13 protein-coding genes are annotated in these 13,137 nt (G+C 37.6%); 11 read left to right on the top strand and 2 right to left on the bottom strand.

Features of this window, described 5'->3' with window-relative positions; translation table 11 throughout:
- The first annotated feature begins 58 nt into the window (after nt 1-58).
- On the top strand, nt 59-943 hold the full coding sequence (locus AC52CF_RS13665) for a sulfite exporter TauE/SafE family protein (RefSeq protein WP_214589198.1): 885 nt from the start codon (nt 59-61) through the stop codon (nt 941-943).
- 92 nt (nt 944-1,035) lie between these two features.
- Nucleotides 1,036-1,326: a putative quinol monooxygenase gene (locus tag AC52CF_RS13660; protein ID WP_087711034.1), complete on the top strand. Its 291-nt coding sequence runs from the start codon at nt 1,036-1,038 to the stop codon at nt 1,324-1,326.
- Between the two features lie 152 nt (nt 1,327-1,478).
- On the opposite strand, the gene AC52CF_RS13655 is transcribed toward AC52CF_RS13660, so the two are convergent.
- Nucleotides 1,479-2,279 (bottom strand): T9SS type A sorting domain-containing protein, encoded by an 801-nt coding sequence (locus AC52CF_RS13655; protein ID WP_214589199.1) that lies wholly within the window; start codon nt 2,277-2,279, stop codon nt 1,479-1,481.
- Nucleotides 2,280-2,375: 96 nt separating this feature from the next.
- Here AC52CF_RS13655 and AC52CF_RS13650 point away from each other — a divergent pair, with 96 nt between their 5' ends.
- From AC52CF_RS13650 to AC52CF_RS13610, 9 genes are all read left to right on the top strand, one after another.
- Nucleotides 2,376-4,493 carry a TonB-dependent receptor plug domain-containing protein gene (locus tag AC52CF_RS13650; protein ID WP_214589200.1) on the top strand — a complete coding sequence of 706 codons (2,118 nt, stop codon included), beginning with the start codon at nt 2,376-2,378 and terminating at the stop codon, nt 4,491-4,493.
- A gap of 15 nt (nt 4,494-4,508) precedes the next feature.
- On the top strand, nt 4,509-5,597 hold the full coding sequence (locus tag AC52CF_RS13645) for an HmuY family protein (RefSeq protein ID WP_214589201.1): 1,089 nt from the start codon (nt 4,509-4,511) through the stop codon (nt 5,595-5,597).
- Between the two features lie 26 nt (nt 5,598-5,623).
- On the top strand, nt 5,624-6,499 hold the full coding sequence (locus AC52CF_RS13640; protein WP_214589202.1) for a heme/hemin ABC transporter substrate-binding protein: 876 nt from the start codon (nt 5,624-5,626) through the stop codon (nt 6,497-6,499).
- A complete protein-coding gene (locus tag AC52CF_RS13635) occupies nt 6,483-7,526 on the top strand; it encodes a FecCD family ABC transporter permease (RefSeq protein ID WP_214589203.1) in 1,044 nt (347 codons plus the stop codon). The genes AC52CF_RS13640 and AC52CF_RS13635 overlap by 17 nt, the downstream gene beginning before the upstream one ends.
- Complete coding sequence (locus AC52CF_RS13630) at nt 7,523-8,293, top strand: heme ABC transporter ATP-binding protein (RefSeq protein ID WP_214589204.1); 771 nt, start codon at nt 7,523-7,525, stop codon at nt 8,291-8,293. Before AC52CF_RS13635 ends, AC52CF_RS13630 begins: the two co-directional genes overlap by 4 nt.
- A 1-nt stretch (nt 8,294) precedes the next feature.
- The gene (locus AC52CF_RS13625) at nt 8,295-8,945 is read left to right on the top strand and encodes a class I SAM-dependent methyltransferase (protein ID WP_375181343.1); all 651 of its coding nucleotides are present in this window, start codon (nt 8,295-8,297) and stop codon (nt 8,943-8,945) included.
- A gap of 4 nt (nt 8,946-8,949) precedes the next feature.
- The gene (locus AC52CF_RS13620; protein WP_375181342.1) at nt 8,950-9,978 is read left to right on the top strand and encodes a hemin-degrading factor; all 1,029 of its coding nucleotides are present in this window, start codon (nt 8,950-8,952) and stop codon (nt 9,976-9,978) included.
- Nucleotides 9,979-10,521: 543 nt separating this feature from the next.
- Nucleotides 10,522-11,394 carry a ChaN family lipoprotein gene (locus AC52CF_RS13615; RefSeq protein WP_375181341.1) on the top strand — a complete coding sequence of 291 codons (873 nt, stop codon included), beginning with the start codon at nt 10,522-10,524 and terminating at the stop codon, nt 11,392-11,394.
- A 228-nt stretch (nt 11,395-11,622) separates the two neighbouring features.
- Nucleotides 11,623-12,252 carry a peptide deformylase gene (locus AC52CF_RS13610; RefSeq protein ID WP_375181340.1) on the top strand — a complete coding sequence of 210 codons (630 nt, stop codon included), beginning with the start codon at nt 11,623-11,625 and terminating at the stop codon, nt 12,250-12,252.
- 11 nt (nt 12,253-12,263) lie between these two features.
- Here the strand turns inward: AC52CF_RS13610 and AC52CF_RS13605 are convergent, their stop codons facing one another.
- Complete coding sequence (locus AC52CF_RS13605; RefSeq protein WP_496517270.1) at nt 12,264-13,136, bottom strand: hypothetical protein; 873 nt, start codon at nt 13,134-13,136, stop codon at nt 12,264-12,266.
- Nucleotide 13,137: the final 1 nt, after the last annotated feature.

Here is a 13,137-nt window from a genome sequence, read left to right as displayed (position 1 = left end):
ATTTTCTTAGCTGCATAAATATTTCAGTAATGGTTTAAAACGATAGAAAACAGAAAAAATGGTTATTTCAAGAAAAGTTCAGTTCAGGTTAAATGTATTTTTTGTGACGATCGCAGTTCTGTCGGTTGTTGCCTTTACGATGTATGAACTGGGCTATCTGGATGAACTGTTCACTGTTTTAGCCAAAGACAATTACATTTTCTATTGGATGATGTTGGTAGGAGTTTTGGCAGAAATCGTTGCAGGATCAATGGGAATGGGATACGGCGTAATTTGTACAACCACTCTTTTGTTCCTCGGAATTCCGCCTCATGCGGTGAGTGCGAGTATTCATTCTGCGGAAAGCTTTACAACGGCAGCCGGAAGCATCAGTCATATCAGACTGAAAAACGTAAGCAAAAGTCTGGTGAAAAGACTCGCCATTCCTGCGGTTTTCGGAGCCGTTATCGGGGCGGTTTCACTCACGTATCTCGGAGAATATTATTCAAAAATCACCAAAACAATTATTTCCTTCTACACATTATATCTTGGAATTCAGATTTTATCCAATGCTTTTAAAAATAAGCAGGACAAAAAATTAAAACGGAAAACAAATTTAACGCGTTTGGGAGTGATCGGTGGTTTTATCGATTCCTTTGCCGGAGGAGGATGGGGACCGTTGGTAACAGGAACTTTAATTAAAAATTCCTTTACGCCGAGATTTGCAGTGGGAAGTTCTACGGTGGCAAAATTTATTTTAACCTTAACGGCAGCCATTACTTTTATTTTCACATTGGGAATTCAGCACTGGAATATCATTCTCGGTCTTCTGATCGGAGGAATTTTTACCGCTCCTTTTTCTGCAATGTTAACGGCAAAACTTCCTGTGAAAAGTATGTTTATCATCATCGGAACTCTGGTCATCGTGATGAGCTCGATTACCATTTACAAATCTGTTTTTTAGTGATAAAATCTGTTAAATGTGGAAAAATAAAAGCATGAAATATCTTTTCGGTTTTGAAAAAATTCTACATTTACACCACTAAAAAAATAACAATGAACATAAACGTAGTTGCGCTTTTCAGATTTAATGAGAATTATCTGATGGAAGCAGTTGAACTTTTCCAGATACTGGTAAGAGAAACCAGAAAAGAAGAGGGATGTCTGCAGTATGACCTTATTGAAGACAAAGATAACAAAGGAACTTTTTTCATGGTGGAATTGTGGGAAAGTGAAGAACACCTGAACCGCCACAACGGGCAGGATCATTTGCTGAATTTCAGAAGAGACGTTTCTAAAATGCTGGAAAGTTCTACTCAGGTATTTAAAGGATTTAAAACTTTGTAATCTGTAAGAAGGAAGTTTAAAAATAACTTTACTCTTCCTGAGGGAAGCATAAAACTAAAAGGCTGTTCACCATTGCGGACAGCCTTTTATTAGAAAAAATAGAAAGTATTATCATTAAAGTTCAGGTGAACCTTTGTGATTCTGTGAAAAGTTTATTTTTTAATGAATTTTGATTTCACGATTTCTCCTTCCGCCGTTTCGATCAGGATATAATAAACTCCGGTTTGAAGCGTACTGATATCAAACGATCTTCCGGATAATTTTCCTTCGGCTGTTTTCTGACCTCCCGTTGAATAGATCTGAATTTTTTTCGGTTCTTTTTTAGCAACAAACTGCAATGCGGTATTGTCGGAATTCACTGCAAACTGTACACTTTCCTTTAATTTTGCCTGATCTGAAACCGCAAGTATCGAACTTACTGCGTAAGAAATATCATCCAACTGAATCGCGGTATGATTTAGACTTCCCACAATCTTAAATGCGATGTACTGCTTATTGGATGCAGGAATCGGTACGGAATACTGCGTATCTGTTGAAGTAAGCGTAATCGTATTTCCAATCTTTGTAAAACTTGCCATATCTGCTGTTGTAACGCCGTCCACAAATCCAACTTCAATAGTTCCGGTACTTCCCGCGGAAGATCCTGCTGTAAGGGAAGACTTAAACGTAAGCGTCTGAGTTCCGTCCGGTGCTACAATTTGCGGAGCAATAGCATAACCCGGTGTATTCGTTGTAAAAAAGCTGTAATACTGGATATGTTTGTCTGCTGCATTCGAATTGTCAACATATACCCAAGGTCCGGAACCACTCTGCACGCGGTTCCAGTTATTTTGCGGCCATGCTGCAGCTGTTCCTGCCGTGAAAGATTCAAAATTCTCATTAATCGTTGTTACCTGTGCATTTCCCGAAATCGCTGTAAGCAGTAAACCTCCAATAAGTAGTCCTAGTTTCATAACATTATTTTTATTTAGAATTATTCTACAAAATTATATAATTATTTTTAATTGTTCTAAATAAAATATTATATTTGTCAAAAATTTTTTGATCCTATGAAGAAGAAATTGCTTTCTGTTCTTGCTTTAACGATGATTTTGTGGATGGACGCGCAGAAAAAAGATTCTGTAAAGCTGGAAAAAATTGAAGAGGTTGTCCTTACCGGACAGTATACTCAGCAATCCATAAATAAATCAATTTATAAAGTGGAGGTTATTGATGCGCAGCAGATCAAAAATATGGCAGCAACCAATGTGGCAGATGTTTTAAACCAAAGTCTGAACATCCTGATTACTTCAGACCGCAATTCAGGAAATTCAACCGCGAGTTTACTGGGACTGGGTGGAGAATATACCAAGATCCTGATTGACAATATTCCTGTGGTGGGAGATGTAGGACTGGGAAACAATATAGATCTCACCAAGCTCAATATCAATAATGTAGAACGTATAGAAGTGGTAAGAGGTTCAATGGGAGTGGATTATGGAAGCAATGCCGTTGCCGGAGTCATCAATATCATTACCAAAAAAAGCACTCAGAAAAAATTAACGTTAAATGCTTCGGTTCAGGAAGAAACCGTAGGAAAAGAATACAATTGGTACAAAAAAGGAGAAGGAAGACATATTCAAACGCTGAATGCAGGATATAACTTAAATGAAAACTGGTATATCGGAGCCAATATCAATCATAACGATTTTCAGGGATTCAAAGGGACGCAGGAAGGATATAAGTATTTTGAACAGGATGGAAAAAGAGGATATCTGTGGCAGCCGAAAGATGTGCTGAATATCGACGGAGTGATCCGATACAGTAAAAATAAAACGTCCGTTTTCTATAAATTCGGCTTCGTTAATGAACAACTCAATTTCTACAGCCCGATTGTTTCAGAACTTTATTTAGGAGAGGGAAACAGAACTTATACTTCTGCCGACAGAGATTACCTCACCACAAGATACGTCAATCAGTTAAATGTTCAGACCAGATTAGGCAGCATCAATTATACAGGTGATTTTTCTTATCAGACTCAGGACAGAAAATACAGAGATTTTACCTATGATATTCCGAACAGGAAAGTAATGGGAACGAAAGAAGTTTATCAATCCTATAATAAAGCAGATGTCATTTATTCACGAGGTGTTTTCAGCAATTTTCTTGATGATAAAAAAATAGATTTCCAGTTGGGTTATGAACTCGATCATACCAAAGGATACGCAGGTTTTATTGCAGGAGATTTTGCAGGAAATAATGTTGACCGAAAAATTTTCAACTACGCCAATTTTATTTCAGCAGAATGGAATCCTACAGACTGGCTTTCATTGAGACCCGGTTACCGTTTGGCGCTGAGTGATAAATTTGATAGACAGCACAATTATTCCTTAACGGTAAGAGGTAAAATTGATGATTCCAGTAATATCCGACTCGTTACAGGAAGCGCGAACCGATTTCCCAATTTTGATGAACTCTACACCTACTTTGTAGACAGCAACCACGACATCAGAGGAAATGAAGATTTAAAACCGGAAGAAGGAATCACGATCTCTTTAAACGGAGACAAAAAATTCACCACCAGTTCAGGATGGAATGTTCAGGTAGGAGCGAGCGCAACGTACATGGATCTCAAAAACAGAATAGAAGTTCTGCAGATCAATCAGAGTCCGTTGCAGTACAAATACATCAATATCAACAAATTCAGATCATTACTTTTTGAAGCCAATTTTAAAGTTCAGAAAAACCAGTTCAGCCTTGCTGCCAATGCCTCTTATTATGGCATCGGAAAAGAACTCTTTTCAGGGACTCTGGTTTCTCCAGATGATTTCTTTTATACATTCGAAGGAAAACTGGCTGCAAACTATACCCTCCCAAAAACAGGAACCAATGTTTCGTTGTTTTACAGACACGTCGGGAAACTTCAGATGTTTGTCTTAGACAGTCAGGATATTGCCCATCCTTTTTATTATGTGGGAGAGCGCGGCAACTTCAATATGATGGATTTCGTCGTAAGTCAGCCCTTTTTCAAAAATCATTTTGAACTCAGTGCAGGAATCAAGAACATTTTTGATGTTTCATCCGTAAGAGACACCACCGTTGCCGGAACCGCGCACGGAACCACCGATCCGAACTCGAATCTTTTCTACGGCAGAAGCTACTTCACCAGACTAACCTACAACTTTTAAAAAATAATCATTGAAATGAAAAAAATACTGCTTTACCTCTTCATCGGGACATCATTCATCACCCAGTCCTGTATTAATGATAATGAAGATCCCGTTACCATATCAAAAATTGAAGGTTCCATCGTGAATCCTACCGTTGGCGGACCTACACAGCCCAATCAGGTCTGGTTTGATCTGGGAACGGATTCTGAAGTGCTGACCAAAAGAACCGATTGGGATCTCGCTTTGTATTCAGGAAGCAATTTTAAAGTCATTCTTAATTCTTCTCTGATGATGGCAGCAGGAAAAATCCCGAATGCTACAAATATCGATCTGGTCACAGAAGCTGAGGTTTCCGGTTTGCAGGATCTTGTACAGGTTGCGAATTTTAACCCTTCCAACACCATTTATATTGATGATGTGAAAGGAAACTTTCCTTCAGGATACACCGCAATTGAAGAAATTAATCCCAATGAATCTGAAAATGCAGTATACCTTCTGAACATGGGAAAAGGAATTTACACAGGAAATGTTCCTGCGGGAAGCGTTACCACAGCCGGAGAAAGCAGAGGATGGATGAAAATTCAGATCTTGAGAACTTCAAACGGAGGATATAAAATAAAATACGCCCCATTAAATTCTGCTTCTCACAAGGAATTAACCATCAATAAAAACTCCGCGTACAACTATAATTTTGTCAGCCTGAAAAATGAAAAAGAACTCTTCATTCAGCCTGAAAAAAAGAAATGGGATCTTTGCTTTTCGGTCTTTACCAATACCATTACAGGAGCTGGAAGCTATGTGTATGCAGACTTTATCACCATCAATAATGTAGGTGGAGCAGGAGCTTATGAAGTAAAAGCTTCAGGAACCACAACCGGGGTTGAAGCCTACAATAATTTTAAAGTTTCGGATATCGATCAGTCGAAATTCATTTACAACGATCAGCGTGTTATCGGAGGAAACTGGCGGGAAGTCGGACCTTCCGGATATCAGGTGAAAGGTGATGTATTTTATGTCATCAAAGATCCGGACGGATATTACTTTAAGCTGAGATTCACCAGACTTACGAGCAGCAGCGGCGAAAGAGGCTATCCGCAGTTCGAATACAAACCCCTGTTCTAAAATTTTAAATCAAATAAAAAGATATCATGAAAAAATTCATTCTTGCCGCATCTGTATTAATGGCAGTCTATTCCTGCAAAAAAGAAGGAACTGCTACTGAAAATAAAACAGAACAAAGCTCTGAAGCTCCAAAATCTGCTCATAAAATCGTAACGCTGAACGGCGGAATCACTGAAATTGTAGCTGCTTTGGGTCACGAAAAAGAAATCGTGGGAACCGACGTGACAAGTACTTTTCCCGAATCTCTTAAATCGACAGCTAAAGATCTGGGACACGTAAGATCAATGACCATCGAGCCGATTATGGCAGTTTCTCCCACCTTAATTTTAGCTTCCGATAAAGACATCAATCCTGAACTGATGGGGAAAATTAGATCTTCCGGCATCAAAACAGAAATTTTTAAACAGGAATTTACTGTTGACGGAACTAAAAAACTGATCGCAGAAGTAGCGAAAGCAGTCGGAAATACAGATTATCAGAAACTGAATGATAAAATTGATGCCGATCTGAAACAGATTCAGCCGATTGCCAAAAAACCGAAAGTCCTGTTCATCTATGCAAGAGGAAATATGCTCATGGTTTCAGGAAAAAATACACCGATGGCTTCTTTAATTGAAATTGCAGGCGGACAAAATGCCGTAAATGATTTTGAAGATTTCAAACCTTTAACGCCGGAAGCGGTTGTAAAAGCAAATCCCGATGTGTTATTCTTCTTCACGAGCGGGCTGCAGGGAGCGGGAGGAAACGAAGGCGCACTAAAAATGCCGGGTGTTTCCCAAACCAATGCCGGAAAAAATAAAAAAATTATTGCCATGGACGGTGGTCTTGTTTCCGGTTTCGGACCAAGATTAGGACAGGCAGCAGTAGAATTAAACCAACTTCTGATTGAAAGCACCAGGTAAATTATCCGTTTACATCATCATAAGCACCGTACTGCTTTGCATCATTGCAGTAGGGTCGCTTAACACCGGAGTTTACGATTTCGGAGGTCAGTCTGCATTCGCTGTTTTACAAAAAATAATGAACGGAGATCAGTCACTCACAATGAGCGATAAATATGTAGTCTGGGACGTAAGAGCAGCCAGAATTGTGATGGCGATCCTTATCGGAAGTATGTTGGCGGTTTCGGGAACAGGTTTGCAGGGATTGTTCAGAAATCCTCTGGCAACGGGAGATTTAATCGGGCTCACTTCCGGCGCAACCCTGCTTGCAGCCATTACCATCGTTTTGGGAGGATATTTCAGAGAATTTCTTCCTGAAGCCGTACAGTTTTCATTGGTGGGGATCGCTGCTTTTATCGGGTCTTTTATTTCCATGCTTCTGGTGTACAGAATTTCAACCAGCGGCGGTAAAACCAATGTCGTGATGATGTTATTATCGGGAGTTGCCATTACAGCGATCGGATTTTCCATTACAGGTTTCCTGATTTACATCTCAAAAGACGACCAGTTGAGAGATTTAACGTTCTGGAATTTAGGAAGTTTAGCCGCTGCAACATGGACGAAGAATATTATTTTGGGAATCGTTCTGGTTATTTCGTACACGGTTTTACTGCCAAAAGGCAAAGCGTTGAATGCAATGATGTTAGGCGAAAAAGATGCACAGCACTTGGGAATTAATGTCGAAAGATTAAAAAAGCAGATCATCCTTATTACGGCTTTAATGGTGGGAAGCTGTGTGGCATTTTCGGGAACCATTGGTTTTGTCGGGCTTATCGTTCCATATATTTTAAGATTTTTGTTTAAATCAGACTATGCTGTTATTTTACCGTTATCAGCGGTATGCGGAAGCATTTTATTATTAACGGCAGATACTTTCAGCAGAAGTATTGTGGAACCTTCGGAACTTCCGATCGGGATTTTAACCGCCTTAATGGGAGGTCCGGTTTTCATTGCGATTTTAGTTAAATTTAAAAAATCCCTGTTATGATAAAAGCGCATCAGATCAGTTATCAGCATAAAACCTTCCATATTCTGGATTCGGTGGACGTTCATCTGGAATATGGCGAATTTCTGGCAATTGTCGGTCCGAACGGAGCAGGAAAATCGAGCCTTCTGAGTATTCTTGCCAATGAAATTAAATCTGAACAGCAGATTATATTTAAAAACAAGCATATCAACGACTGGAATGTGAAAGAGCTTTCAAAACACAAAGCCAAATTTTCACAGCACAACAGCAACGATATTCCGCTGGAAGTAAAAGAGGTCGTGATGATGGGACGTTATCCGTATTTCGATGCACAGCCCAAAACAGAAGACCATGAATCTACAAACAGAATGATGAATGAAACGGATATTCTGCATTTAAAAGAAAGAGAATACAATACTTTATCGGGAGGCGAAAAACAGCGCGTTCATCTTTCGAGGGTTTTTGCGCAGCTTCAGAACGAAATTGCCCACAAACTTGTTTTTTTAGATGAACCTTTAAATAATTTAGACATTAAACATCAGTACAAAGCATTGGAAATCATTAAAAATTTCACCAAAAAAGCCAATTCTGCGATTGTTGTTCTTCATGATCTCAATCTTGCCGCACAATATGCCGATAAAGTTTTATTAATGAAATCAGGAAAAGTTGCTGCGTACGGAACTCCGGAAGAGGTTTTCACCGCAGAAAATATCCGGGAAGCCTACAATTTTCCGTGTACGATCTGCAATCATCCGGTAACTTCGCACCCAATGATTATTTTTGGATAATATGGATACAGAAAAACTGAAAATATTAGCACAGAATCTCGCCCATCCTCAAGGAGAAAAGGGAATCGAGATCGGCGAAATGATGAATGAAACCAACATCGGAATGACGTTGGAAAGCATAAAAACCCTTTTAATAGAAGACAACGAACACATTCTGGAAATCGGTCATGGAAATGCAGGGCATGTCAGAAATATTTTAAACAAAGCCATTGATGTAAAATATACCGGAATTGATATTTCGGAAACCATGCATCACGAAGCCATAAAACTGAATAAAGATTTTGAGAATCAGGCTGAATTTATCCTGTATGAAGGAGCAGAACTGCCTTTTAAAGACAAAACATTCGATAAAATATTTACCGTAAACACCGTTTATTTCTGGGAAAAACCAACAGATTTTCTCAATGAAATTTACAGAGTTCTGAAAGACAACGGAACATTTGTACTCACTTTCGGACAGCGGGATTTCATGGAAAAACTTCCTTTTACGCAGTTCGGTTTTACGTTGTACAATACCGATGAAATGGAGGAAACCGTTTCCAAAAGTTATTTTAAAAGAATGAAAATTTCCGAACGGCAGGAACAAGTAAAAAGCAAAACCGGAGAAGAAACCATCACAAGAAATTACACAATTTTAACCATTAAAAAATAAATAAATGAGCACATTAGTAAACGATCTGAAGGAAAAATGGGAAGCTCTTAAAGCTGAAAATCCGCATCTGAGAATCCGAAATGCCGCAGCAGAACTTGGAGTAAGCGAGGCGGAACTGTTGGCAACCAGCGTAGGAGAAGGCGTAACGGTTTTGAAGCCGGAATTTCAGAATATTTTAGCAGAAGTGGAGCAGTTAGGAAAAGTAATGGCGCTTACACGCAACGAAGAGTGCGTTCACGAAAGAAAAGGAGTGTATCTGAACGGCGATTTCAGCAGTCCTCATGCACAGCTTTTCGTGGGAGAAGATATTGATTTAAGAATTTTCCTGAATCACTGGAAATTAGCTTTCGCAGTGGTGGAAGGAGATAAAAAAAGCCTTCAGTTTTTCGGAAAAGACGGTTTGGCGCTGCATAAAATTTATCTTACCAAAGACAGTAACGAAGCTGCATTCGATGAAATAGCAGAAAAATATAAAGCAGAAGAGCAGAACGGATCTTTCGATTTTGAAAAAGCAGCTCCGAAAGCAGAAGAAAAACCGGACACCGAAATTGATGTAGAAGGCTTCCAGAAAGCATGGACAGAACTGAAAGATACGCACGATTTCTTTATGATGACCCGAAAATTCGGAGTGAGCAGAACGCAGGCGTTGAGACTGGCTCCTGAAGGTTTTGCAAAGAAAATTGAAAGCTCAAAAGTCGTAAACGTACTGGAAGACGCATCGGAAAAAGAACTTCCGATCATGATTTTTGTCGGAAACAGAGGAATCATCCAGATTCATACAGGAAACGTGAAAAAAACACTTTGGCATCAGCAATGGTTCAACGTAATGGATCCGGATTTCAATCTGCATCTGGACGTTACCAAAATTGCGGAAGCATGGATTGTGAAAAAACCGACGGAAGACGGAGAAGTGACCGCCATTGAAGTTTTCAATAAAGAAGGCGATTTTATCGTTCAGTTTTTCGGAAAAAGAAAACCCGGAATCCCGGAATTACAGGAATGGAAAGACCTCGTCGCCGATCTTGAAAAATAAATTGAAATAGTTAGATAGTTTCTTTAAGCCGTTTTGTTTTTTACAGGCGGCTTTTTTTAATTTAAACGCAAATGGCACGAGTACTTTTCACGAATGACACAAGGTAACGTTGATTTATTTTAACGCAAGGATCGCTAAGTTTTGTTTTTAGCTTATTGAGGATATTTTTTTGTTCGCAAAGGCACTTCGTTCAGCAAGTGATAGAACGAGCCACTCAGCTAAGACATTGCCAAATGCAATCATAAAACGTTCGCTTAATAACAGATGAAATCTGAATAACTTTGCTTACTTTAAAATATTTACCTTATCTACTTTGCGTTAAAATAAATCAACGTTACCTTGTGTCATTCGTGAAACCATTTGTGTGATTCGTGTTTAAAAAAAGCTTCGCGTTAAAATAAACAATAGATCATTAAAAAATTAAACTTATATCGTGATATTCGTGAAGCCATTTGTGTCAATCGTGTTTAAAAAAACAACAGAAGATTAAAATTATATCATGATATTTGTAAAGCCATTCGCGTCAAAAAAAACAAAATTAAAATGAAAAACCTTTTCACTGCCTTTCTTCTTACTGTTTTCTGCTCATTTCAGGCACAGCAATTTAAAGCCTATCAGTTTTACGACAAAAAAGGAAAATCAGTAAAGCCCGAAAAACTCATCAGACAACTGGCTGATTACGACGTGGTTTTCTTTGGTGAAAATCATAACAACTCCATCAACCATTGGTTACAACTTAAAGTGACGGAAGGGTTATATGCTCAGAAAAACGGACAGCTTATTTTAGGTGCTGAAATGTTCGAAAGAGACAATCAGCCGCAATTGAATCAATATCTCAACGGGAAAATAGACTCGAAAACACTGAAAGATTCCGCAAGACTCTGGAATAATTTCACGACCGATTATAAACCTTTGGTGGATTTTGCCAAAGCAAAAAAGCTGAACTTCATCGCAACCAATATTCCCAGAAAATATGCATCCCAAACCGCCAAAGAAGGTCTGGAATCTCTGAATAATTTATCTGAAAAAGAAAAATCTTATATTGCACAACTTCCAATAAAAGTAACGCTTGAAACACCGGGTTACCCTGAAATGAAAGCGATGATGGGCGATCACGCAGACGGAACCAAAGTCATGAATTTTATTTCCGCTCAGGCAATAAAAGATGCGACTATGGCAGAATCTATTTTAAAAAATCTGCAATCCGGAAGAACATTCATTCATTACAACGGAAACTACCACAGCAAGGAATTTGGCGGAATTTACTGGTACATTAAACAAAAGAATCCGAACCTGAAAATGGCGGTCATTTCTGTTTTTGAATCGGATGATCCTGAATTAAAAGTTCCTGAGAAAGACTATATTCCCACCGATTTTAATCTGATCATTCCAAGTGATATGACGAAAACGTATTGAGAAAGAGCCAGGTAAAAAGTGAAAAGTATAAAGAGCCAGGTTTATATTTAGACTAAAAGTTTGGAAGAATTCAAACAGATTCTTCCTTCGTCAGAATGACAATGATTCGTTTAAAAGATAATGAGGTCTGCATATTTTTCATTGCTTTTTACCAAAAAATTAATTGGTTTTAGCCCAAAAATACAAAACTTACTCTGCAATATTTATCTTTGCAAAACATTCAGAAAAATGAAAAAAATATCCCTTCTTTTCATCCTTTTCATCGGTTTGATGAACGCTCAAAAATTGACACCAAGCGAAATTTCCATTATCAATCAGGGAGATAAAAATTCTGCGTTACCGATTTATCAGACCACAGACGAAAATCAGCACAAGACGTTATTAAGTCTTTCGGCAGAAATTGATCCGTTGGATAAAAACACGGCAGTTTTAGTCGGCAGAATGAAAGAATCTTTGCTTTCCACCGATGGCGGAGTGGGAATTGCCGCACCACAGGTTGGAATCAACAGAAAAGTAATCTGGGTTCAGCGTTTTGATAAAAAAGGAGAACCGTTGGAATATTTTATCAATCCTGTCATTGTCTGGAGATCAGAATTACAGAATTTAGGTCCCGAAGGCGATCTTTCGATTCCCGATTTCAGAGATCAGTTTTACAGAAGCAAAGTCATTCAGCTTGAATATGTCGATTTAAAAGGTCAGAAATATTCAGAAATTGTGGAAGGTTTTACAGCCGTTATTTTCCAGCACGAAATCGATCATCTTTTCGGAATTTTAATTTCAGACAAAAAAGAAAAAGAGAAAAACGATTCTTATCAGAAAGTGGATGCTTTTAAGAAGAGTGATTCTGGGATGAGGTAATTTTACTGATATTATTCTATCTTGTAAGTATAATTGTTATATAAATCGATTTTAAAATTTTTACCATTTAAAATTCCTGAAATTGTTTCCATATTATCCTCCAGAATTTCTTTTATTCCCAAATCAAATTCTTTGTGATGATTAGGACAAAAAACAATTAAGTTTCCTAAAATACTTTTCCCTCCTTTAAAAACCGGTTTTATATGAGCAACTTCAACATAATTCACGCCTTTTTCGGTAGGAATAGTTGAATTACATTCTGGAAATTGACACTTATAATCAACAAGTTTTTTTAATAATTCTACTATTTTTTTATCTTTTCGTAATATTTTATCAATTTCTTGTACTTTTCTTTCTGGATTAATAAAAAGCATTTTATTGTTTAATTCTCTAATTTCTTTATAAAGAGATATCTTCTGATTAGCTTGATAAAAAATTCCTTTGTTGTCCTTGATGTATGAAAATAATTTTAGCGAGAAATTATTCTTAGTAATATTTTGAAATCCGATTCCAAAATTCCCGCAAAATTTTTTAAAGCTTACAAAATCTGGATGATTATTGAGCAAAATTGGTTTTTTTAAATCTTGACCTGTTCCGATAACAATTATTTTGTCTAAATTTTCTTCATAATCTTCGATTTTAAAGCAACTCCATAAATAATAATTTTTAATTTTATTTTCAGTTTTTCCTACAATTAGAAAACAAATTCCATTAGTTGCTTTTTTAGCTGTCTTCTTTTGGGTATAAATCCAAGATTCATGTTCTTTTATATCATCATTAAGAGTAATTTCTGAGATTAAAGAATTAAAATCTGTCTTTTCAGTTGGAAAACATTTCAGTTTATCAGCATTATGATATTGAATGTAAAAGTTATTCTGGTTCATT

The organism is Chryseobacterium sp. 2P, from assembly GCF_059579425.1.
The sequence above is the reverse complement of the archived record's forward strand: the minus strand, read 5'-3'. Positions and strand labels throughout refer to the sequence as shown.

Excerpts from the sequence above, each read along its gene's own strand:
- AC52CF_RS13665 (WP_214589198.1), top strand. The coding sequence starts at position 59 with ATGGTTATTTCAAGAAAAGTTCAGTTCAGGTTAAATGTATTTTTTGTG.
- AC52CF_RS13660 (WP_087711034.1), top strand. The coding sequence starts at position 1,036 with ATGAACATAAACGTAGTTGCGCTTTTCAGATTTAATGAGAATTATCTG.
- AC52CF_RS13655 (WP_214589199.1), bottom strand. The coding sequence starts at position 2,279 with ATGAAACTAGGACTACTTATTGGAGGTTTACTGCTTACAGCGATTTCG.
- AC52CF_RS13650 (WP_214589200.1), top strand. The coding sequence starts at position 2,376 with ATGAAGAAGAAATTGCTTTCTGTTCTTGCTTTAACGATGATTTTGTGG.
- AC52CF_RS13645 (WP_214589201.1), top strand. The coding sequence starts at position 4,509 with ATGAAAAAAATACTGCTTTACCTCTTCATCGGGACATCATTCATCACC.
- AC52CF_RS13640 (WP_214589202.1), top strand. The coding sequence starts at position 5,624 with ATGAAAAAATTCATTCTTGCCGCATCTGTATTAATGGCAGTCTATTCC.
- AC52CF_RS13630 (WP_214589204.1), top strand. The coding sequence starts at position 7,523 with ATGATAAAAGCGCATCAGATCAGTTATCAGCATAAAACCTTCCATATT.
- AC52CF_RS13625 (WP_375181343.1), top strand. The coding sequence starts at position 8,295 with ATGGATACAGAAAAACTGAAAATATTAGCACAGAATCTCGCCCATCCT.
- AC52CF_RS13620 (WP_375181342.1), top strand. The coding sequence starts at position 8,950 with ATGAGCACATTAGTAAACGATCTGAAGGAAAAATGGGAAGCTCTTAAA.
- AC52CF_RS13615 (WP_375181341.1), top strand. The coding sequence starts at position 10,522 with ATGAAAAACCTTTTCACTGCCTTTCTTCTTACTGTTTTCTGCTCATTT.
- AC52CF_RS13610 (WP_375181340.1), top strand. The coding sequence starts at position 11,623 with ATGAAAAAAATATCCCTTCTTTTCATCCTTTTCATCGGTTTGATGAAC.
- AC52CF_RS13605 (WP_496517270.1), bottom strand. The coding sequence starts at position 13,136 with ATGAACCAGAATAACTTTTACATTCAATATCATAATGCTGATAAACTG.